Origin of the sequence: Giesbergeria anulus, from assembly GCF_900111115.1 — a bacterium.
In the GTDB taxonomy this organism is placed as follows: Bacteria; Pseudomonadota; Gammaproteobacteria; order Burkholderiales; family Burkholderiaceae_C; genus Simplicispira; species Simplicispira anulus.
Genome location: NZ_FOGD01000001.1, coordinates 403,859 through 425,701, shown reverse-complemented (window position 1 = coordinate 425,701; position 21,843 = coordinate 403,859). Strand labels below are relative to the sequence as shown.

Genomic DNA, 21,843 nt, shown 5'->3' with positions numbered 1-21,843 from the left:
CGAGGAGCTATTTCATGTCTGATAACAACCATAGCGCCTCGACAGGCTTTTCCCACGAAACCATTGAAACCAACAATTTCCTCATGATCGTCCTGATCGTGATCGTGATTGCCTTTGGTGGTCTGGTGGAAATCGTGCCGCTGTTCTTCCAAAAGTCCACCACCGAGCCGATCAAGGGTTTGCAGCCCTATACCTCGTTGCAACTGGCTGGCCGCGATATCTATCTGCGTGAGGGTTGCTACAACTGCCACTCGCAGATGATTCGTCCCTTCCGTGCCGAAACCCTGCGTTACGGCCACTATTCGGTAGCGGGTGAGTTTGTGTACGACCACCCCTTCCAATGGGGCAGCAAGCGTACCGGCCCTGACCTGCACCGCGTAGGCGGCAAGTACAGCGACGAATGGCATCGTATCCACCTGAACAATCCGCGTGATGTGGTGCCTGAGTCCAACATGCCAGCCTATCCTTGGTTGGAAAAAAATGTGGTCGATTCTGCAACCATTGGTTCGCACATGGCTGCCTTGCGCAAGGTAGGCGTGCCTTATACCGATGAGCAAATTGCTGCTGCACCCGAAGAAATCAAGGGTAAGACCGAGATGGAAGCTGTGGTTGCTTACCTCCAAGTTCTGGGCCTAGCGCTCAAATAAGAAAGGATTTGGCCATGGACATCACCACCATGCGCGTTGGGGTTACGCTGATCTCCTTCGTTATTTTTATTGGCATCTGGGCTTGGGCCTACGCCCGTAAAAATCAATCGCAGTTTGACGAAGCAGCCCAACTGCCCTTTCTGCAAGACTAAAGCCACCAGAACGAGAACACACTATGAGTGACTTCACTAGCAATTTCTGGTCGATTTTTGTCACCGGAATTACCATCGTCGGTATCTTTGGTTGCCTGCTTTTGTTGTGGATGACCGCACGCAAAAAGGTAGCCTCTGCCAGCGACAACACCACCGGCCACGTCTGGGATGGCGATTTGCGCGAAATGAACAACCCCATGCCACGTTGGTGGATGTGGATGTTTGTTTTGACTGTTATTTTCTCTTTGGGTTATTTGGCTCTCTATCCTGGTTTGGGCGCTTACCAAGGCAAGGCTGGTTGGAGCCAGTACGGTGCTTACGACAAAGAAGTGGCCGAAGCTAATACGGCACTGGAGCCTTTGTATGCCCGTTTTGCTTCTATGCCCCCTGAGAAAATGGCGGGTGACCCAGAGGCGATGGCGATTGGTGAGCGTTTGTTCCTGAACAATTGCGCACAATGCCACGGCTCTGATGCACGCGGTAGCAAGAGCTTTCCTAATCTGACCGATAAGGATTGGTTGCATGGTGGTACCCCCGAGAAAATCAGCGAAACCCTGCACAAGGGCCGTATTGGCATGATGCCTCCTATGGCCGCTGCTGTGGGTACTCCAGAAGATGTACGCAATCTGGCCCATTATGTTTTGAGCCTATCTGGCAGCCCACACGATTCCTTGCGTGCTTCGCAAGGCAAGTCCAAATTTGTGGCTTGCGCTGCTTGCCACGGTTCGGATGGCAAGGGTATGCAGGCAGTGGGCGCACCCAACCTGACCGATGACATCTGGTTGCACGGTTGGGGCGAAGCAGCGATCACTGCAATGATCAATAATGGCAAGGTCAACCAAATGCCTGCACAAGCGGGCACTGGTAAGTTGACGGAAGCGCAGCTGAGCGTACTGACCGCTTATGTCTGGGGACTGTCGAATAAACCGGGTGCTACGGCTACCCGCTAATTTCGTTAGCCTTGGTGGTGCCTTCGGGCACCACCCGCTGTAAGTGCCAGTGATTTTTGAGAAATTGCACTATGCAACCTTCTGACGGAAAACAGCAAAAGATCATTCCGATCAAGCCTGTAGCAGCAGAATCTAATTCCGATCAAGAAACTGTGTCATTGTACGCGGCACAAAAAAAGATTTATCCGCGTTCAATTTCTGGATTTTTTGCACGTTGGCGCTGGGTCATGGTTTTCCTGACCCAGCTTGTTTTTTATGGTCTGCCCTGGATTGAGTGGGGGCAGCGCCAGATGGTGCTGTTTGACCTGGGAGCGCGGCGCTTTTATATTTTTGGTCTGGTACTGTACCCGCAAGACTTTATTTACCTGACCGGATTGTTAATTATCTCGGCCTTGTCGCTGTTTCTATTTACAGCCGTAGCGGGGCGCTTGTGGTGCGGTTTTTCTTGTCCACAAACGGTGTATACCGAGATTTTTATGTGGATAGAGCACAAGGTCGAAGGAGACCGCAGTGCCCGTGTGCGGCTAGACAACAGTGGCTGGACATTTGAAAAAATCTGGAAAAAATCGCTCAAGCAATTTTTGTGGGTCGCGATTGCAGCTTGGACAGGTTTTACCTTTGTTGGTTATTTTGTTCCTATCCGTGAATTAGGTTCAGAACTGATGGCTTTGCAAGGGTCTTGGCAACTTTTCTGGGTAGGATTTTATGGTTTTGCCACCTATGGCAATGCAGGTTTCCTGCGTGAGCAAGTGTGTAAATACATGTGTCCCTATGCGCGCTTTCAAAGCGCCATGTTTGACAAAGACACTTTGATTGTTACCTACGATACTGCCCGTGGTGAAAAGCGTGGCCCACGCAATAAAACAGTTGATTACAAAGCCAAGGGATTGGGTGATTGTATTGATTGCACCTTGTGTGTGCAGGTATGTCCGGTGGGGATTGATATTCGCAATGGTTTGCAATACGAATGTATTGGCTGTGGCTTGTGTGTAGATGCTTGCGACACTGTGATGGATAAAATGGGCTACGCCAAGGGATTAGTGCGTTTCTCTACCCAAAATGGGGTGGCTCAGGGGTGGAGCCAATCGCAAATCATGCGGCGTGTATTCCGGCCACGGGTGTTGGTGTACAGTGCTATTTTGATCTCTTTGTGTGTGGCTATGCTGGTCAGCTTGGTGATGCGTACACCGCTCAAGGTTGATGTGGTGCGTGATCGCGCTGCCTTGTCTCGGATTGTGGCAGGTGGTAAGTTGGAGAATATTTATCGCTTGCAAATTATGAATGCCACTGAAGCATCGCAACGTTATCGCATCTCGGCCCATGGTCTGGATGGGCTAGAAGTAGCTTCAGAGACTGAGGTGCAGATTGATGCTGCCCAATCGCGCTGGGTTCCGGTGCGTCTGCAAATTCCGTATGGTTCTATGCCTTCGGGTTCGCATCCGTTCTACTTTGATATTCAAACGGTGAATGGTGATGCGCAATTGACAGAAAAATCTGTGTTCTTGGTACCCCGTTAATGCCGATATTAAGGATAAATGAATGACAACGCTTACGAATAAACCTGATTTGGTAGCGCCACCGTGGTGGAAATTTGGCTATGTTTGGTTAATTTTGGCCGGGCCAGCCATCGTGATTGTGGCTGGGTTCTACACGCTGTGGCTGGCCATTAAGACCCCTGACCCTGTCGTCAGCAACGATTACTATCGTCAGGGCATCGAGATCAACAAGACGCTGGTGGAAAAGAGCCTGCTACCTGCTGTCAATGGCCGTAACCATGCTGTTACGCCACCAGTAGACCAGCCAGCCCCTCGTTAAGCTGCAAAGGGCGGTGGCTTAGGCCATCGCCTGTAGCAGTGCAGTGGCAGCAGCTTCGGGCTGGGGCGCATTGACCACAGCCCTGACTACGGCAATAGACCCTACACCTGTGGCGCGAATAGAGGCAAATTGCTCTATGCCAATGCCACCAATGGCTACCAAGGGGTAGTGCTGCATGAGCCCTACGTAGGCTGCCAACCGTGCCACCCCTTGTGGTGCTGTTGCCATGCGCTTGAGGGTGGTAGGAAACACAGCACCCAAGGCGATATAACTGGGGCCTACAGCATCAGCGCGCACCATCTCAGCATAACCGTGGGTGCTAACGCCCAAACGCAAGCCTCCAGTTCGGATGCGTTCTAGGTCTTCAGGGCGCATGGCATCTAAATCTTCTTGGCCCAGATGGATGCCATAGGCTTTTGCAGCCAGTGCGGCCTCCCAATGGTCGTTAATAAATAAACGCGCTGCCGTGCCTTGGACGGCTTGTACCGCCGCTTGCACTTCTTGCTCGATGGCGCAGGCATCTTCTGATTTGTAACGCAATTGCACTGTAGGTACACCGGCGCGGGCCATACGCCCCACCCATTGGGCATCTGGTAGCACGGCATACAAGCCCAGAGCGTGTGGACACGGGGCAAAATGGGTGGGCTGTGGCCGCGCTTGTAGGCCAAAATCCTCTGCGGTATCAGGCCAGTGGCTGGGATCAAAACTGCCCGCGCGCTTGGTTTGTGCCAGCCAAGCCCTAGCCAAGCATTGGGCATCGGGCGCAATAAAGCCCAGCGTACTACAGGCTTGCAAGGCCGCCTGATAGATGGGCGATGGCTCGGTCGTGGCGGGTACCGGTTGTGGCGTACAGGGTGCAAAGGTGTGACTGTGCTGGCGCACGATCTCTTGCGCTAAGGTGTCAATCTGCTGTGAGGTCATGGGGTGTCGTGGTGCCAGAAAGGGGTGCCCAGCACTGGGGTGCTGGCTTGGGCGGCATCTTGGGCCTGCATGGCACCAGAGCGGTAGGCAGTGCGCCCGGCCTGTACGGCATCGGCAAAAGCACCAGCCATCGAGACCGGGTCTTGTGCCAAGGCTACTGCGGTATTGAGCAGCACACCGTCATAGCCCCATTCCATGACTTGGCAGGCGTGCGAGGGTAGGCCCAAGCCTGCATCCACTAACAGCGGTACTGGCAGGCGTTCGCGCAGCAGTTGCAAAGCGTAAGGATTGACGGGGCCGCGCCCGGTGCCAATCGGAGCCGCCCAAGGCATCACGGCTTGGCAGCCTACATCCACCAAACGCTGGCACACCACCAAATCTTCAGTGCAGTAGGGCAGCACCTGAAAACCCTCACGGATCAGGTGTTCTGCGGTACTGACCAGATGGAGGGTATCGGGTTGCAGGGTGTAGTCATCGCCAATCAGTTCGAGCTTGATCCACGGGGTGTCAAACACTTCACGGGCCATCTGTGCGGTGGTGATAGCTTCTTGTGCGCTGTGGCAGCCTGCGGTGTTGGGCAGTACGGGCACTTGCAGCTGGCGCAGCAGCTCCCAGAAACGCTGGCCGTTTTCTGCGGGGTTGCTGCCTTGGCGGCGTAGCGAGGCAGTGACCATTGCAGGGCGGGCGCGTTGCACAGCGGCCTCTAGCACGCTGGGAGAAGGGTAGCGCGAGGTGCCCAGCAGCAAGCGGCTGTGGAACACCTGACCGTACAGTACCAAAGGATCGTCAGAGGTGGGATGGTTTTGCATGGCCTTAACCCCCAGTGACGGGGGAGATGATTTCTACCTGGTCATTCGCGTGCAGGCGATGCTGGGTGTATTGGGTTTTGGGGATGAATACGGTATTGACCGCCACCGCAAACGGCGGGCGGGCATCGATAGCGGTGATGGCATCGGCCACGGTGGAGGTGTCGGGCAGGTGGTGGGCTTGCTGGTTGATGGTCAGGTTCATGGCAAATCGATACGCAGATCAAAACGGGGGGCTAGGATAGATTGGCCGGTGGTCAGCAGTTCTAACACCACATCGAGCAGTGCTGGCGAGATCATGAAGCCGTGGCGGTACAGCCCATTGACTTCCAAGGTGCGCGGTGCAGTTTGGCGTACTGCTGGCAAGTTATCGGGCAGGGTGGGGCGGCAGTGGGTAGCAATTTCTAAGATGCGCGCTTCGGCAAAGCCGGGATGGACGGCGTAGGCCGCACTCATTAGCTCTAGGGCCGAGCGCATACTGGCCGGAGACATATCGTCGGATTCGATTTCGGTGGCCCCAATGACAAACAGGTGATCTTCTTTCGGTGCGATATAGATCGGGTAACGTGGATGCACCAGCCGGGTCGGGCGCTGCAAGGTGACATCGGGGGCATGCACCCGCACTACCTCGCCGCGTACGCCGCGCAAGGCAGGCCATTGTGGCTGCGCACCCAAGCCACGGCAGTCGAGCAGCCAGTCTGGCTGTCCGCTGGCACCGGGTTGGAAGTCTGCCGGAGATTTTGCCGTGTTCCAGTGGCAGGTCACGCCCAGCGCAAGCATTTGTTGCTCTAGTGCGGCCAGTAACTGGCGGTTGTCCAGTTGGCCCTCACCGGGCAAATACAGGCCCTGATGGAAGCGCTGTGCCAGCGCTGGTTCGATGTCGGCCATGCGTGCGCTGTCAAGTACCTCCATGATGGGCAGACTTGCAATAGTGCGGCTGGTGGTTTCAAAGAGGCGGCGCAGGCGTGCAGCTTCGGTGGCGTCTTGGCGGTGCCAGACTACCAGCGTGCCGTTTTGCTGAAAAAACACCGGTTGTTGCAACTCTGCCAGCAATTGCGGCCAGCGCGTCAGGGCGTATTCGCCCATGCGAACCACGCCGGGTTCCGTGATGGCCGATTCTGCTAAGGGTGCCAACATGGCAGCGGCCACGCGGGCGGCGCTGCCCTGACCGCAGGGGCCTTGGGCATCGTAAACACTGACTGTGTGGCCGCGCTGGGCCAGCGCCACCGCCAGCAAGCGGCCCATCAGGCCCGCGCCCAGAATCACAAACGAAGAGGAGGGAGAGATCATCGGTTTGTCCATTGGTAGGAAATCCAAGGACAAAACGGGCGTGTGCCGGTGTCGAAAGCTCCCCACGCCAGCATGATCTGGATCGGGTGATGGAGGGTGTTTCTCAGTCCGCGCCGCTTGGGCAGACACCCCTGTTTCGTCCTCATAGGATTACATCACAGCCCGGTGCAGTCAGGTTTGACTTGGCGCATACGCCACAATCTGATCTTGGCTATCACGATGGTGGGTAGCCAGTTTTTCTGGAATCTCTTCATGTCAATCTCTGCTGCGACTTCTGAAATCTCTCCTCGCTATGTGCGGGTCTTGTCGATTGCCGGTTCAGACAGTGGGGGGGGGGCTGGTATTCAGGCTGATCTGAAAACCTTCAGTGCGTTGGGCTGCTACGGCATGACGGCCATCACGGCCATTACGGCGCAAAACACCCAAGGGGTGCGTGCTATTCATGGCGTGCCGCCCGCTATTTTGCAGGCCCAGATTGCTGCTGTGGTGGAGGATATTGGGGTGGACGCCGTCAAAATTGGCATGTTGCATTCACCCGAAGTGGTGCAGGTAGTGGCCGATGCCATCCGCCACTACCAGTTGCCCCATGTGGTGTGTGACCCAGTGATGGTAGCCACCAGCGGCGACCGCCTGATGGCCAGCGAGACGGTACAGGTGCTGGTGCAGGAGTTGTTTGGGTTGGCGCAGGTGGTCACGCCCAATCTCGATGAGGCTGCATTGTTGCTAGGCTATGCGATTGATGGCCCAAAGGCGTTAGAGGCCGCCGCCCATGCCTTGCTGAAATTGGGTGCGCCTGCTGTGTTGCTCAAAGGTGGGCATTTGGTGGGTGATACCGTGGTGGATGTACTGGTGCAGCGCAATGGTGCAACGTTACAGCTACAGTCGCCGCGCATTGCCACGGCCAACAGCCATGGCACGGGTTGCACCCTGTCCTCGGCGCTGACCGTGTATTTGGCCTTGGGCTACAGCTTGCCCCAAGCCGTGGAGCAGGCGCGTGGCTATATTTTGGGGGCTATTGCTGCAGGTGCTGGGGTACGCACTGGGCACGGCCACGGCCCGCTTAATCATGCTTATGCGCCAGTGGCGCAGCGGCTGCACAGCGTTTAGAACTAACTGCTTTACCAGCCCCAAGCCAAGTTGCTGGCAATCCAACCCTGTTGGCCGTTGCTGCGCTCCACCTGTACCCAGTCGTTGGATTTTTTGAGCGTCTTGACAATTTCTTGTGCTTCGAGTTTGCTCACGACTTTGTGCTGTTGGGTGGGGCCGGCACGCAAGTTGGCTACCTTGGCCGTAATGACCATGTGGGGTACTTTTTGTGTGCGTGGGGCATAAATCCAGCCTAGCGTTGCTTCAAAGTCTTTGACTTGTAGCCAGTCGCTTTTGCGCTGAATGACTTGCAATGGGTAGCCATCGTTCAATTCCCACAGAGTGGTGGCTTTGGTGGAGGGTTGCTCACGCACGTTGGCACCAGCACCTTTGACGCTAATAAACTCTTGTGCTTGCGCTTGAGCTGGGTTGGCCATCAGGCAGGTGAGTGTGCTATAGGTAAGCAGCGATAGCGCAAGACGACGAGACAAAGACAACACAGGGCAAACTCCTTTCGAGAAAAACACCACCATTATGTGGGCAGCCTAGGCTGAGGCATGATTTCGAGTTCTTGCACGGTACCAGGGCGGCTGAAAAGATAGCCTTGGTAGGTGTGGCAGCCATTGTGCGCTAGGCTCTCGCGTTGCTCTTGGGTTTCTACCCCTTCGGCAATCACTTGCAGCCCCAAGCTGTCGGCTAGTGTGACGATAGTGCGCACAATCGCTACAGCCCGTGGTTCTGAGACCAAGTCGCGGACAAAACTGCCGTCAATTTTGAGCTGGCTCAGGGGCAGGCGGCGCAGATAGGCCAAAGACGAATAGCCTGTACCAAAATCATCCAGCGAAAAGCCGACGCCATGCTTCTTTAGTGCCATCATTTTGGTGATGGCATCTTGTGGGTTGTCTAGCAGTAGGCTCTCGGTCAGCTCTAGCTTGAGCAGCTGGGGCGGTGCACCTGTCTTTTTCAGGGTGTCTAGCACTTGCTGAACAAAATCGGGCTGGCGCAGTTGTCGACCACTGACATTGACGGCCAGTGTCAGGTGAGCATGGGTTGGCTCTTGCGCCCAACGTGCCAGTTGCTCACAGGCCGCGTGCAGTACCCACTGGCCCAGTGGCAAAATCAGACCACTGTCTTCAGCCAACGGGATAAATTCGTTCGGTGATACCAAGCCATGCCGGGGATGGTTCCAGCGTACCAGTGCTTCTGCGCCCAAAATGTGCCCGTGGGTGTTGACTTGGGCTTGGTAGAGCAGGAACAGCTGCTGTCGTTCTAGGCCGGTGCGCAAGTCTTTTTCTAGCGCCACGCGCTTGACAATGGACTCGTGCATTTGTGGATTAAAGAAGCGCACAGTATTGCGACCGGATTCTTTGGCTTGGTACATGGCCAGATCCGCATGTTTCATCAGGTCTTCTGCACTGGCATTGCTGTCGGTAAACAGCACAACGCCAATGCTGCAAGAACTTTTGATTTCGTTGCCATCGAGCATCCATGCCTGTGCCACAGCGTCCAAAACCTTTTCTGCCACTACTGTGGCTTCGGCCGCCGCTTCATCTACCTCAGGACTGAGGTCTTCTAGTAACACCACAAATTCATCGCCTCCAAGGCGGGCAACGGTGTCGTTGGCACGCACGGTCTGGAGTAGGCGCTGGGCCACTTCTTGCAGCAGGATGTCGCCTTTGTCATGGCCTTGGGTATCGTTGATGAGCTTGAAATGGTCTAAATCAATGAACATCAGTGCTGCTTGGCGGCCCGTACGGCGGCTGTTGAGCAGTGCGTGTTGCAGCCGGTCAAGCAGCAGGCGGCGGTTGGGCAATTGCGTCAGGGCATCGTAGTAGGCGAGGTGGCGGATTTCTTCTTCGGCGGCTTTGCGCTGGGTGATGTCGGTCAGGGTACTGACATAGTGGGTGACGGTGCCATCGTCGGTTTTGACGGCAGTGATGGTCAGCCATTCTGGAAAAATGGTGCCATTTTTGCGTCGGTTCCACACCTCTCCGTGCCAACCACCAGTGTGGTTGACGGTGTCGCGCATTTTTTGGTAGAAGTGTGCGTCATGCCGCCCCGATTTCAGCAGTGCGGGTGTTTGTCCAATGGCTTCTTCGGCGGGGTAGCCGGTGATGTCTGTAAAGGAGTGATTGACCCGCAAAATGACGCCTTGGGGGTCGGTGACAAAAATGCCCTCTTGAGAGTCGAAAGCAATGGCGGCAATGCGTAAGTCGGCTTGTGCTTGTGCCAGTTCTTGGTGGTAGCGGGCAAACAGTTTTTTGGACCACCGAGAAAAAACAAAGGAACCCATGATGCCCAAGGCAGCGACTGCTGCCAGCACCAAGGCCAGTTGTAAGCGCTGTTGACTGTTGCCTTGTTCTTGGGCATAGGTTTCAGCGTGCAGGGTGGACTGCAACTCGTCATTGAAGGTGGTGGTGACTATGATCCAACCCCAAGGTTCATAAACACTGACTAAGGCGGTTTTCCGGCCCACTTCGGTGTTGCTGTCATCTGGGGATTTTTTCCGGGGCCAGTCATACTCTACAAAGCCACCACCGGCTTGAGCGGTGGCAAAAAGGGTTTGCAGTGCTTTTCTCTCATGCGCAGGCATTTGCTCTGGCTTGAGTCCTTCGAGGGCCGGATTGTTGGGGCTAATGAGCGAGCGTCCATCGCGATCGAGTAAACCAATAGAGCCACTGGAGCCAAAGCGCAGCGCACGCAGACGCTGCATCGCTTCCTTCTTTTGCCGGTCTTCCCATTCATAAAGGTAGTCACCAGTGCCAATCAGCCATTGGTAAGGCTCAAAGAGGCGTACATAGGCCATTTTCTCGGCCATGGTTTGTGGTGCATCAGGCCGATACCACTGATAGCGTGAGAAACCTTCGCCTTGAGGTTTGCGGGCGGCCTCAATCAGGCCGCGCATGATGTAATGCCCGGTACCGTCGCGGTTGTCAATGCCTGCACGGCCTTCGTATTGCGGCGCTGTAGGCAAGAGCACAAAGCTGCCATCCATATCATCAATAAAGAAGTAGCCCCGACCCTCAAAAAAGCGGGCAGGCCGCAGCGCTTCACGGATCAGCCGTTGTACCTCTGCTGCTGGACGATGAGCCGACTCACGTGCATGGATGGCTTCGACCATTTGCATGGCAACGTCCACTTGCTCGACGATACTTCGGCGTAGTACGCTTTCGGTGCGCTGGCGCAAAAATTCTAAATAATCTACCGCCGATTGTGTCTCGCTCCTCAGGCGTGTCCGCTGCTGCTGATGGATGACTGTTTCGATGCGCTCTAGCGCGGCGCGGTGGTTTTGCACACTTTGCCAAGAAAAGAAACCAGCCATTGCCAGCGTGACTACCAAGAGTAGGCTGAGTGTCCCGATCAGATGCAATCGGGGCATGGTGGTTTCATTGACAGACAGATCCATGCGCACGACACATTGCTAGATTGGAGGTATGCCGATTTTAGGGCTCTTCTATGGCACTACGGCATATGGCACTACGTACTATGGCCTTGGGGTTTCCTGCACGCCTAGGCGCTGTTGCAACCGACGGCTGCTGCTGGTGTATTCGAGCGCAAGCGTATGGCCTGCTAAGTATTCTGCGGCGGCAAAAGCGGCCAAGGTGGCCTCATGAAAACCACAGACTAGTAGTTTGCGTTTGCCGGGGTAGGTGATGATGTCGCCTACAGCATAAATGCCAGGGGCATTGGTAGCAAAGGTGGCAGTATCGACTTGGAGTTGCTTGCGTTCTAGCGCCAAGCCCCAGTCGGCCACCGGCCCTAAACGTGGCAGCAGCCCCAAGCGTACCAGTAGCACATCCAAGCCCACGCGCTGGGTGCTGCCATCGGGGGCGAGCAGGCTCAGACCCGTGAGCAGGCCTGCTTGGCTTTCTAGGCCGGTGATTTGGCCGATAACCACTTGCACTTCGCCACTTTGGCGCAGGGTCTGGAGGTGCGCCAGCATCTCTGCCGGGGCCTCAAAGGCATCGCGCCGATGCTGTAGGGTGATGCTGGCCGGGCGTTGGGCTGCGGGTAGGCTGGCACATTCGAGCGCCTGCGAGACCGCCGCCTCGCCACCGCCATGAATGAGCACATGCTGGCCGGTGAGCCTATCGGTATCGTCTAAAGAGTAAAACACCTGTTGGCCCGCAAAAGCCTCTAGCCCGGCCAATTGCAGCGGACGTGGCATGAAGGCCCCAACACCTGCGGCGATGAACACAGTGCGCGCCACCAGTTTGGTGCCTTGCGCTGTAATGACTTCTAGGCGGCCATCGGCTTGTTTGGACAGACTGCTGACCAGTTCACCCAAATGCCATTGTGGGGCAAAGGGTGCGCACTGCTCTACCAGCCGTTGCACCAATTCATGACCGCTGCAACTGGGCAGGGCTGGAATGTCGTAGATGGCCTTGTCGCCATACAGTTGGGCACATTGGCCACCGAGTTGTGGCAAGGCATCAATGACATGCGCTTGCAGCCCTTGCAGCCCCAGCTGAAAGACTTGAAACAAACCCACTGGCCCAGCACCAATAACCAGTGCATCGGTGCTGATGATGCCAGTAGCGGGGGGCGCAACGGTAGGCAAGGTGGGCCTGTGGATGGCGACTGAAAAGCCTTAGCGTGCCAGCTCTTTGAGCTTGCCCGGCTGGCCGTTCCAAGCGTCAGCATCGGGCAAGGCGGCCTTGCGCTTGGTGATGGCCTTCCAGCCGGGAGCATTGGTCAGGTCGGCATTGATTTTGATGAAGGCCAACTCGGCGGGGGGCAGGTCTTCTTCGGCAAAGATGGCGTTGGCGGGGCACTCGGGCACGCAGACGGCGCAATCGATGCACTCGTCTGGGTTGATGACCAGCATGTTCGGGCCTTCAACGAAGCAGTCCACCGGGCACACATCCACGCAATCGGTGTATTTGCACTTGATGCAGTTTTCGGAAACAACGTGGGTCATGGGATTTTTTGTGGGAGCGGTGAAAACCCGTGATTTTAGGAGTTTTCACTGGCGATGGATAAAGAAAGCCTCCCCACAGTGGGGAGGCAGCGGTGGAGCGGGTGCGTAAGGGTTAGTTCACCAGTACGGCAGCTGCTGTTTTGTGGCTGGCAGTATCGACCAAAATCAACGAGCCCAACACGCGGGCTTGTGTGAATGGGGCGGCGGGCAGGGCTTCTTGCAGCAGTAGCTCGACATGGCCGATGGCGTTGGGTTCGAGCTGGGTGGCTTCTTCTTCGGCCAAGGTGTTGATATTGAGTTTGTGCACGACGCGGCGCACCTTGGCTTTGACCCAGCGGTGGCCGTGCAGTGCCCAGTAGGTGCGGCCTGCCACCAGTGGCTCGTCATCCATCCAAGCGATGGTGGTAGACAGCTCCTTGCGGCCCGGCCAAGGGCTGACGGCGGCGGGGGTGTCGAAATCGTCTTCGGCCACGGCAGCAGCCACCGGAGCGGCCACAATCCAGTCGCCGCGTGAGACATCGACTTCGCGGTCTAACGTGATGCCTGCGCTCAATCCAGCCGCTACGCTGCCGGGCTGACGGGCATGATCAATGACTTGGGCCACCACAGCTTTTTGGCCGCTGGGGAAGATTTGCACTTCAGCGCCCACGGCCACATTGCCCGCCGCCACCCGGCCCCAGAACACGCGCCGCCCTTGGGTGGTGACGGCGGAGTCGTGAAACTTTTCTACCCATTGCACCGGGAAGGCCAAGGGCAAATTGGTATCGGTGGGGGTGTTGGGCAATTGCTCCAAAATTTCCAGTAAGGTCGGGCCGGTATAGCCGCACCAACCCGGCTGGGCATCGACCACGTTCCAGCCCTTGAGCGCCGAGATGGGCACGGTGGTATGCACGTCAATGCCCGCAGCGTTGGAGAAAGCATCCAAGGCGGCGCTGATGTGTTTCCAAGCCAAGGCTGGGTCGGCCACCGCATCGAGCTTGTTGATGGCAAACACCAGCGAATGCACGCGCAGCAAATGCGCCAGCAGGCTGTGGCGGCGGGTTTGCGGCAGCAGCGTGAGCTGTGGGTTTTGCCAATCAAGCTTGGTGGCATCGACCAGCACCACAGCGGCATCAGCGCTGCTGGCCGCCGTGACCATGTTGCGCGTGTATTGCTCGTGGCCGGGGGCATCGCCAATGATGAATTTGCGCGCTTCGGTGGCAAAGTAGCGGTAGGCGACGTCGATGGTGATGCCTTGCTCGCGCTCTGCCGACAGGCCATCGGTGAGCAGGGCCAAATCGGTTTCGCCTTGGCGTTGCACACCGGCCAAGTGGTCTTGCAGCACGGCTTTGCTATCGACCAGCAGGCGGCCAATCAGCGTGCTTTTGCCATCATCGACCGAGCCGCAGGTGATAAAACGCAGGGCGGAGATAGGGGTGTTGTCGGGGGTAGTCATCAGAAGTATCCGTCTTTCTTGCGCTTTTCCATCGAGGCATCACTGGTCTTGTCGTCCATGCGCGTGGCACCGCGCTCGCTGACATCAGCGGCCAAGGTCTCAATGACGATCTCGCCTGCCGTAGCGGCCAAACTTTCGACTGGGCAGGTGCAGGTGATGTCGCCCACGGTACGAAAGCGCACATCGCGCACGACCACTTCTTCGCCGTCTTTGGGTGGCGTCAGGGGGGTGACGGGCACCAACAGGCCACGGCGATCAACCACTTCGCGCTGGTGCGTGTAGTAGATGCTGGGCAGAGCGATATTTTCGCGGTCAATGTATTGCCAGACGTCCAGTTCTGTCCAATTGCTGATCGGAAAGACACGGAAATGCTCGCCCGGAGCTAGCCGGGTGTTGAACAGCGTCCAAAGTTCGGGGCGCTGGGCCTTGGGTTGCCATTGGCCGAAGCTGTCGCGGTGGCTAAAAATGCGCTCTTTGGCGCGGGCTTTTTCTTCGTCACGGCGGGCACCGCCGATCAAGGCGTCAAAGCGGAATTCTTCAATCGCTTCGAGCAGCGTCACCGATTGGTGTACGTTGCGCGATTCGCCGGGGTGGGCCAAGCGCACGGTGCCACGGGCCATCGAGTCTTCGACGCTGCGCACGATCAGTTCTGCGCCCAATTCTTTGGCGCGCAAATCACGGAAATCGGTCACTTCTTGGAAGTTGTGACCTGTGTCGATCATCAACAGTGGATACGGGATGCGGCCCGCGCCAAAGGCTTTTTCGGCGCAGCGCAGCATCACCAATGAATCTTTGCCGCCCGAAAACAGCAGTGTTGGGCGCTCAAAGGCGGCGGCCACTTCGCGCAGGATGAAGATGGTTTCTTCTTCCAAGGCGTCAAGGTGGTGGTTGCTGAGGTGACTCAGCGCAGAGGTGTCGATACGGGCATTCATAGTGCGTTTTCCAATCAATTCTTGACGTGCAGGCCGCATTCTTTGGCGGCTTCGTCTTCCCACCACCAGCGTCCGGCGCGGAAGTCCTCACCCAAGCTGATGGCACGGGTGCAGGGCGCACAGCCAATGCTGGGGAAGAACTGGTCGTGCAGAGGGTTGTAGTCCACCTGATTTTCGGCGATGTAGTGCCAGACGTCGCCCAGCGTCCAGTCGGTCAGGGGGTTGAACTTGGTCAGGCCCTTGGACACCACTTCGGAAGTGTCAATGGCGGGTACCTCGGCGCGGGCGTTGGATTGTTCGCGGCGCAGGCCGGTAATCCAGCCTTGCTTGCCTGCCAGTGCGCGGGCCAGTGGCTCCATCTTGCGAATCTGGCAGCAGGCTTTGCGCAGTTCAATGCTGCGGTACATCGCATCTTGGCCGTTTTGGCGGATGAACTGGATGACTGCATCAAATTCAGGCTTATAGACGACGATGGGCGCGCGCGAGTGCGCTTGTGTGCGCTCCAGCAGGGCCAGAGTCTCGGTGTGCAGTGCGCCAGTTTCCAGCACAAACACCGGGATATCCAGCTCCAGCGCGTTCATCAGGTGGGTGATGATCACATCCTCGGCACCCAAGCTAGAGGCTTGGGTCACGGCACCCGGCGCACCCAAGGCCGCCGCTTGCTGCAGCAGGGCGCGGGTTTGCTCTAGCTTGGCGGCAAAGTCGGCACTGGGGCGGGCGTGAACCGTGGTGGCTTTGGCGGGCGCACCGCGTGAAAGCAGGCTGCTAGTCATCAGGGCTCCAAGACAAAAATAGGTTTGGCTTGTACGGCATCTGCTTGGTAAAAGCCTTGAAAGCGTGCAAACTGGCGCTGGGCGTCGGCGGCATCTACGCCTTCTTTCAGTACGGCAGAACTAAAGCCCGTGCGCTGCATTTGCACCAACTGGTCGATCAGCACATCGCCGGTGGCGCGGATTTCGCCGCTAAAGCCCCGGCGGCGGCGCAGCAAATAGGCTTGGCTAAAGGCACGACCATCGGTAAAGGCAGGAAAGTGCAGGTCAATGCGGGTCACGCCGTCCAAGGGCAAGGCCAAGGCATCGGCATCGTTGGGTAGGGCCACAGCGCTGGTGTCGCCTTCGGCGGGCGGGGTGTGGCTGGCAGAAGCAAGAATCTGAAAGTTCATGGGGCGATCATCCACTGTATTTTTTAGGCGGCCACCGGGATACGCACGGCATTGGCGGCCTGCTTGAAGGCATCCAAGCCGATACGGCGCACGGTATCGACAAAAGGCTCACGCGGCTGGCGCTGGTCGCGGTAGGTGGTGAGCACGGCTTCGATCACGGCGGGCACTTCGGCGGCAGAGAACGAGGGGCCAATGACTTTACCGGCCACGGCGGGGCCGGACAAGCGCGAGCCGTCCGAGCCGCCCAGCGTGATTTGGTACCACTCTTTGCCATCCTTATCGACACCCAAAATGCCGATATGACCGCTGTGGTGGTGGCCGCAGGAGTTGATGCAGCCGCTGATGTGCAGGTCAATCTCGCCAATGTCGTCCAGCTCGTCCAAATCTTGGTAGCGTTCGGTGATGGCTTGGGCCAGAGGCAACGAGCGGGCGTTGGCCAGTGCGCAGAAGTCGCCGCCGGGGCAGGCGATCATGTCGGTGAGCAGTTGCACATTGGCGCTGGCCAGCCCCAGCGCCTTGGCTTCTTGCCACAGCGCCAACAATTGGCTGCCATGCACCCAAGGCAGCAGCACGTTTTGGTCGTGGGTCACGCGGGCTTCACCGGCGGAGTATTTGTCCACCAGCGCGGCCAAGGCGTCGAGCTGGTCGGCAGTGGCATCACCGGGGGCTTGGCCGGGGCGCTTGAACGACAGTGTGACGGCGCGCAGTTGCGGGTTTTGGTGCGCATGGACGTTGCGCGCCAACCAGCGGCCAAAGGCCGGGTGCTCTGCGCCTTGGGCTTGCAGTTGGGCGGTCAGGGTGGCGGGGTCAATGGCGGGCACATCGGCCAGCACGGGGGGTACAAAGCAAGCCGCCACGCGATCCAATTCGGCCTGCGGAATGGTGTGCGGGCCACCGTCGATCTCGACGATCTGGCGGAATTCTTCTTCCACGGCGTCAAAGTAGCTTTGGCCTTCGGCCTTGACCAAAATTTTGATACGGGCTTTGTATTTGTTGTCGCGGCGGCCTTGCTCGTTGTACACGCGCACAATGGCCTCAATGTAGTTCATGATCTGGTTCCAAGGCAGGAACTCACGGATCACGCTGCTAATCACGGGAGTGCGGCCCATACCACCACCCACCGACACCTTAAAGCCCACTTCACCGGCGGCATTTTTGACCAGTTGCAGGCCCACATCGTGCCAAGCGCTGGCAGCGCGGTCTTCCGTAGCGCCGGTAATGGCGATCTTGAATTTGCGTGGCAAGAAGGCAAATTCGGGGTGCAGGGTTGTCCACTGGCGGATGATTTCGGCGTAGGGGCGTGGATCGACCACTTCATCCACTGCGATACCGGCCAGCGCATCGGTGGTGGTGTTGCGGATGCAGTTGCCGCTGGTTTGGATGCCGTGCAAGTCTACGCTGGCCAGCAAGTCCATCACATCAGCAGATTTGGACAGCGGAATCCAATTGAACTGCACATTGGTGCGGGTGGTGAAGTGGGCGCAATTTTTGGGCAAAAAGGTGGTGCCCAGCTTGCCTTGGCCGGTCATGGCTTCTTGGAACACGGCAGCCTCGGGCGTGTCGTAATCGCGGGCGATGGTGGCCAACACGCGCAGTTGGCGGCTGGCAATTTCGCCATAGGGAACGGCCACGCGCAACATGGGGGCGTAGCGCTGCACATACCAGCCATTTTGCAGGCGCAGCGGGCGGAAATCGTCCTCGCTCAGCTTGCCTGTTTGCCAGCGATTGAGTTGGTCGCGGAATTGGTCGGCGCGCAGGCGGACGAACTGTCGGTCAAAGTCGGTGTATTGGTACATAAGACAAAAATCAAATCAAAATCAGTTTGGCGCCCGCCCAAGCGAGCAATACGGAAAGCGCCGAGCGGATAAACCGCTCTGGAGCGTGGGAGACGAGACGCGAGCCTAACCAGATGCCGGGCAACGAGCCTGCCAACAACAAACCTAGCAGCGGCCAATCGACCGAACCGAGTGAGGCATGGCCCAAGCCCGCCACCATCGTCAGAGGCACGGCGTAGGCAATATCGGCACCAATAATGCGTGGCAGCGGCAGCAGCGGATACACCAGCAGCAGCACGGTGACGCCTACAGCACCGGCCCCCACCGAGGTAAAAGTGACCAAGGTACCAATCACGGCCCCCAGTAGCACTGGTAGGCTCCAATGGCGTGGTCGCGTGGCTAGTGCCGGATTGGCCAGCCGGGCAGCATGGTCGATGGCCTGTTTGGCGTGCGAAAAAGCAATCACCTTGTAGAGGGTGGCTGCTGCCGTCAGCAGCAGGGCGACGCCCAAGGTGGTGGTCATGATGTGTTGCGCTTGCGCGCTGGCTGGCCCCAGAGAGCGCAACAACCACAGCGAGGCCAGTGCTGCCGGAATGCTACCAGCGCACAACATGCCGACGACGCGCCAAGGCACCAGCCGTTGGCGGGCCAGACTGACGGTGCCGCCCAGCTTGGTGAAGGCGGCAAATAGCAAATCAGTGCCGATAGCCATGTGTGGCTTGATGCCAAAAAAGAAAATCAGAATAGGCGTCATCAGCGAGCCGCCGCCCACGCCAGTCAGTCCGACAATCAGTCCGACGGCAAATCCAGCAAAAATAAACGCAAAATCGTGCATGGCGGCGAATGTAGCGGCCCTTCATATAAAAGCAAACGATTGTTTTGTGCTTCTTATATGTAAAAAAATGCATATAAAGAGCGGTGAAATGTTTTAGTGTCAGTGCCATAGGAGCCAGAGTCCGACCAGCCCCCAAAAAAAGAAACCGACGTCAAGCCAGGTAGCAGCACAGTGCGGCATAAAATCTCTGGCTTAACCTTACGTGTACGTCAATCGTCAGCCAAGCGTCAGGTCTGTTCAAATTCTGTTTTTGCTATCCCACTATTAAGCGAGATTTCCCGATGAATAATGCAGCAATCTTGGCCGAGTACGGCCCCCGCGAGGCGATGGAATACGACGTGGTCGTGGTGGGGGGCGGGCCTGCGGGCCTATCTGCTGCCATTCGCCTCAAGCAATTGGCGGCAGAGAAAGGCCAAGACGTCTCTGTGGTGGTGCTAGAGAAAGGCTCGGAGCCGGGCGCGCATATCCTATCGGGGGCCATCATGGACCCCAAGGCCCTGACGGAGTTGCTCCCCAATTGGAAAGAACTGGGCGCGCCACTGAACCAGCCCGTGACCGAAGACGCGATGATCTTTTTGGGCGAAAAATCGGCCATTCGTACCCCCGATTTTTTGCTGCCGCAATGCTTTCAAAACCACGGCAATTACATTGTCAGTTTGGGCAACGTGACGCGCTGGCTAGGCCAGCAGGCCGAAAATTTGGGCGTAGAAATCTTCCCCGGTTTTGCCGCTGCTGAAGTGTTGTACAACGATGATGGTTCGGTCAAGGGTGTGGCTACCGGCAACATGGGCATCAGCAAAGAAGGTGAGCCTACTGGCGATTTTCAGCTCGGTATGGAACTGCACGCCAAGTACACCCTGTTTGCTGAGGGCGCACGCGGCCATTTGGGCAAACAGCTCATCGCCAAGTTCCATCTGGACGCAGGCCGCGATCCACAAACCTACGGTATCGGTATCAAAGAATTATGGGAAATTGACCCCAAACGCCACCAGCCCGGCTTTGTGATGCACACCGCAGGTTGGCCGATGGACAGCAACACCTACGGCGGCTCGTTCCTGTACCACATGGAAGACAACAAGGTCACACTGGGCTTTATCACCGGGCTGGACTACAGCAACCCGTACCTGAGCCCGTTTGAAGAATTCCAACGCTGGAAGACGCACGCCAACATCCGCTACTACCTTGAAGGCAACGCCGAACAAGGCATCAAACCGGCCAAGCGCATCAGCTATGGCGCGCGCGCCATTACCGCCGGTGGTTTGCTCTCATTGCCTAAAACCGTGTTTCCCGGTGGGGCCTTGGTGGGGTGTGATGCTGGTTACTTGAATGTCAGCCGTATCAAGGGCAGCCATGCCGCCATCAAGACCGGCATGTTGGCCGCCGAAGCCGCCTACGATGCCTTGGTGGCAGGCCGCCAGCACGATGAGTTGAGTGCCTACCCGCGTGCTTTTGAAAATAGCTGGCTGCACACCGAGTTGAACAAGGCGCGTAACTTTAAGGCGTGGTTTAAGAAGGGCTTGACCGTCGGCACCGTGATGAACGGGCTAGAGCAGTTTGTGCTCAAGGGCAATATCCCTTGGACGCTGCACCGCGACAAACCCGACCACGCCTACCTCAAGCCAGCGTCAGAATGCACCCCCATCGACTACCCCAAGCCCGATGGCAAGCTCACCTTTGACCGCCTGTCTAGCGTGTTCATCAGCAACACCAACCATGCCGAAAACCAGCCTGCCCACCTGACATTGAAAGATGCCAGCGTGCCCGTGAATATCAATCTGGCAAAATTCGCTGGCCCAGAGACGCGCTATTGCCCGGCAGGGGTGTACGAGTTTGTGCCCGATGAGGCCAAAGGCAGCAGTGCCCAGCGCTTGCAAATCAACGCGCAAAATTGTGTGCATTGCAAGACCTGCGACATCAAAGATCCGACGCAAAATATCGTCTGGGTGACGCCCGAAGGCGGTGGCGGCCCCAACTACTCTGGCATGTAAACCGTGCCTTGCGCTTTGTTGGCCTGTTGTGCAGGCCATTTTTACCTTGGAGATGTTGCGTGATGAAAAAATTGCCTTGGATGGCTTTCGGTGCTATTGCTTTGGCGGTAGCGGCAGTGGCTCCGGCCAGCGCCCAACAAAAATCGGTGGCTGTTACTGCCATTGTGGAGCATCCGGCGCTGGACGCAGTGCGCGACGGTGTGCAGGCAGCGCTGAAAGAGGCAGGCTTTGAATCGGGTAAAAACCTGAAGTGGCAATACCAGAGCGCCCAAGGCAACACGGGCACGGCAGCACAAATTGCACGCAAGTTTATTGGCGACCAGCCTGATGCCATCGTGGCCATTGCCACCCCCTCGGCCCAAGCCGTGGTGGCTTCTAGCAAAACGGTGCCGGTGGTGTTTTCTGCCGTGACCGACCCGGTGGCTGCCAAGCTGCTGGCCAGTTGGGAGCCATCCAAAACCAATGTGACCGGGGTGTCAGACCTGCTGGCGCTGGACAAACAAATGGACTTGGTCAAACAAGTGGTGCCCGGTGCCAAGCGCGTCGGTATGGTTTACAACCCCGGCGAGGCTAACTCGGTGGTGGTGGTTAAGCAGTTGCAGGCACTGCTGCCCAAGCTGGGCATGACCTTGGTCGAGGCGGCTGCGCCGCGCTCGGTGGACGTGGGCAGCGCTGCGCGCAGCCTGATCGGCAAGGTGGATGTGATTTACACCAGCACCGACAACAATGTGGTCTCGGCCTACGAGGCTTTGGTCAAGGTGGGTCAAGAAGCCAAATTGCCCTTGGTGGCTGCCGATACCGACAGCGTCAAGCGTGGTGCCGTGGCGGCCTTTGGCATCAACTACCGCGATTTGGGCGAACAAACAGGCCGCATGGTGGTTCGTATCCTCAAGGGTGAGAAGCCCGGTGACATCAAGCCCGAAGTAAGTACAAAAATGGAATTGTTTGTCAATCCCGGCGCGGCAGAAAAACAGGGCGTCAAGTTGTCAGAGGCCCTCATCAAGTCTGCTGCCCAAGTCGTGAAGTAAAGTAGCGTTGTTTTGTCGGGGTGCCGTACTGGTTGCCCCTTCTGCTGTGCAGGAGTCATGCAATGTCTGGCTCCTGCTTTATTTTTTGCTTCCTTGCCGT

Annotated in this window: 22 protein-coding genes; 8 read left to right on the top strand and 14 right to left on the bottom strand. The window is 57.3% G+C overall.

Translation table 11 applies throughout. The features are described from left to right. The first annotated feature begins 14 nt into the window (after positions 1-14). The 5 genes from ccoO to BMX55_RS01940 all read left to right on the top strand — a co-directional run bounded on the left by ccoO (position 15) and on the right by BMX55_RS01940 (position 3,564). Positions 15-647, top strand: a complete 633-nt coding sequence (ccoO, locus tag BMX55_RS01960; protein WP_091451922.1) for a cytochrome-c oxidase, cbb3-type subunit II — start codon at positions 15-17, stop codon at positions 645-647. Positions 648-661: 14 nt separating this feature from the next. Beyond that, a complete protein-coding gene (locus BMX55_RS01955) occupies positions 662-799 on the top strand; it encodes a cbb3-type cytochrome oxidase subunit 3 (RefSeq protein WP_091451919.1) in 138 nt (45 codons plus the stop codon). A gap of 23 nt (positions 800-822) precedes the next feature. Beyond that, positions 823-1,749, top strand: coding sequence for a cytochrome-c oxidase, cbb3-type subunit III (ccoP, locus tag BMX55_RS01950; RefSeq protein ID WP_091451915.1), 927 nt, complete (start codon positions 823-825; stop codon positions 1,747-1,749). A 71-nt stretch (positions 1,750-1,820) separates the two neighbouring features. Further along, entirely contained in the window at positions 1,821-3,266 is a 1,446-nt protein-coding gene (gene ccoG / locus BMX55_RS01945; protein WP_091451912.1) for a cytochrome c oxidase accessory protein CcoG, read from the top strand. A gap of 22 nt (positions 3,267-3,288) precedes the next feature. Further along, positions 3,289-3,564 carry a FixH family protein gene (locus BMX55_RS01940; protein ID WP_091451910.1) on the top strand — a complete coding sequence of 92 codons (276 nt, stop codon included), beginning with the start codon at positions 3,289-3,291 and terminating at the stop codon, positions 3,562-3,564. Positions 3,565-3,582: 18 nt separating this feature from the next. Here the strand turns inward: BMX55_RS01940 and BMX55_RS01935 are convergent, their stop codons facing one another. From BMX55_RS01935 to thiO, 4 genes are read right to left on the bottom strand one after another with little or no spacing between them, the layout of a single operon-like run. Beyond that, complete coding sequence (locus BMX55_RS01935; RefSeq protein ID WP_091451907.1) at positions 3,583-4,485, bottom strand: thiamine phosphate synthase; 903 nt, start codon at positions 4,483-4,485, stop codon at positions 3,583-3,585. Continuing rightward, positions 4,482-5,294 (bottom strand): thiazole synthase, encoded by an 813-nt coding sequence (locus BMX55_RS01930; protein ID WP_091451905.1) that lies wholly within the window; start codon positions 5,292-5,294, stop codon positions 4,482-4,484. The genes BMX55_RS01935 and BMX55_RS01930 overlap by 4 nt, the downstream gene beginning before the upstream one ends. A 4-nt stretch (positions 5,295-5,298) precedes the next feature. Next, entirely contained in the window at positions 5,299-5,496 is a 198-nt protein-coding gene (gene thiS / locus BMX55_RS01925; RefSeq protein ID WP_091451902.1) for a sulfur carrier protein ThiS, read from the bottom strand. After that, positions 5,493-6,581, bottom strand: a complete 1,089-nt coding sequence (gene thiO, locus BMX55_RS01920) for a glycine oxidase ThiO (protein ID WP_091453107.1) — start codon at positions 6,579-6,581, stop codon at positions 5,493-5,495. Before thiO ends, thiS begins: the two co-directional genes overlap by 4 nt. Positions 6,582-6,833: 252 nt before the next feature. On the opposite strand from thiO, the gene thiD reads away from it, so the two are divergent. Beyond that, the gene (gene thiD / locus BMX55_RS01915) at positions 6,834-7,688 is read left to right on the top strand and encodes a bifunctional hydroxymethylpyrimidine kinase/phosphomethylpyrimidine kinase (protein WP_091453104.1); all 855 of its coding nucleotides are present in this window, start codon (positions 6,834-6,836) and stop codon (positions 7,686-7,688) included. 11 nt (positions 7,689-7,699) lie between these two features. Here thiD and BMX55_RS01910 read toward each other — a convergent pair whose 3' ends face one another. The 10 genes from BMX55_RS01910 to BMX55_RS01865 form a co-directional block, all read right to left on the bottom strand. Beyond that, positions 7,700-8,167 (bottom strand): SH3 domain-containing protein, encoded by a 468-nt coding sequence (locus BMX55_RS01910; RefSeq protein WP_425432035.1) that lies wholly within the window; start codon positions 8,165-8,167, stop codon positions 7,700-7,702. 32 nt (positions 8,168-8,199) lie between these two features. Then, on the bottom strand, positions 8,200-11,046 hold the full coding sequence (locus tag BMX55_RS01905; RefSeq protein ID WP_177172797.1) for a bifunctional diguanylate cyclase/phosphodiesterase: 2,847 nt from the start codon (positions 11,044-11,046) through the stop codon (positions 8,200-8,202). 105 nt (positions 11,047-11,151) lie between these two features. Further along, positions 11,152-12,228 carry an NAD(P)/FAD-dependent oxidoreductase gene (locus BMX55_RS01900; RefSeq protein WP_245751207.1) on the bottom strand — a complete coding sequence of 359 codons (1,077 nt, stop codon included), beginning with the start codon at positions 12,226-12,228 and terminating at the stop codon, positions 11,152-11,154. 30 nt (positions 12,229-12,258) lie between these two features. Next, positions 12,259-12,588: a ferredoxin FdxA gene (gene fdxA, locus BMX55_RS01895; protein WP_091451893.1), complete on the bottom strand. Its 330-nt coding sequence runs from the start codon at positions 12,586-12,588 to the stop codon at positions 12,259-12,261. Between the two features lie 112 nt (positions 12,589-12,700). Continuing rightward, positions 12,701-14,023: a sulfate adenylyltransferase subunit 1 gene (locus tag BMX55_RS01890; protein WP_091451891.1), complete on the bottom strand. Its 1,323-nt coding sequence runs from the start codon at positions 14,021-14,023 to the stop codon at positions 12,701-12,703. After that, a complete protein-coding gene (gene cysD / locus BMX55_RS01885; RefSeq protein ID WP_091451888.1) occupies positions 14,023-14,955 on the bottom strand; it encodes a sulfate adenylyltransferase subunit CysD in 933 nt (310 codons plus the stop codon). Before cysD ends, BMX55_RS01890 begins: the two co-directional genes overlap by 1 nt. Before the next feature lie 14 nt (positions 14,956-14,969). Then, a complete protein-coding gene (locus tag BMX55_RS01880; protein WP_091451884.1) occupies positions 14,970-15,731 on the bottom strand; it encodes a phosphoadenylyl-sulfate reductase in 762 nt (253 codons plus the stop codon). Next, positions 15,728-16,117, bottom strand: a complete 390-nt coding sequence (locus BMX55_RS01875) for a DUF934 domain-containing protein (RefSeq protein ID WP_091451881.1) — start codon at positions 16,115-16,117, stop codon at positions 15,728-15,730. The genes BMX55_RS01880 and BMX55_RS01875 overlap by 4 nt, the downstream gene beginning before the upstream one ends. A 23-nt stretch (positions 16,118-16,140) precedes the next feature. Beyond that, positions 16,141-17,913 carry a nitrite/sulfite reductase gene (locus BMX55_RS01870; RefSeq protein ID WP_091451879.1) on the bottom strand — a complete coding sequence of 591 codons (1,773 nt, stop codon included), beginning with the start codon at positions 17,911-17,913 and terminating at the stop codon, positions 16,141-16,143. A gap of 10 nt (positions 17,914-17,923) precedes the next feature. Continuing rightward, positions 17,924-18,727, bottom strand: a complete 804-nt coding sequence (locus BMX55_RS01865) for a sulfite exporter TauE/SafE family protein (RefSeq protein WP_091451875.1) — start codon at positions 18,725-18,727, stop codon at positions 17,924-17,926. 281 nt (positions 18,728-19,008) lie between these two features. Here BMX55_RS01865 and BMX55_RS01860 point away from each other — a divergent pair, with 281 nt between their 5' ends. Together BMX55_RS01860 and BMX55_RS01855 are read left to right on the top strand one after the other, a co-directional pair. After that, complete coding sequence (locus tag BMX55_RS01860; RefSeq protein WP_091451872.1) at positions 19,009-20,715, top strand: electron transfer flavoprotein-ubiquinone oxidoreductase; 1,707 nt, start codon at positions 19,009-19,011, stop codon at positions 20,713-20,715. A 62-nt stretch (positions 20,716-20,777) separates the two neighbouring features. Beyond that, positions 20,778-21,743 (top strand): ABC transporter substrate-binding protein, encoded by a 966-nt coding sequence (locus tag BMX55_RS01855; RefSeq protein WP_091451869.1) that lies wholly within the window; start codon positions 20,778-20,780, stop codon positions 21,741-21,743. Positions 21,744-21,843 lie beyond the last annotated feature (100 nt).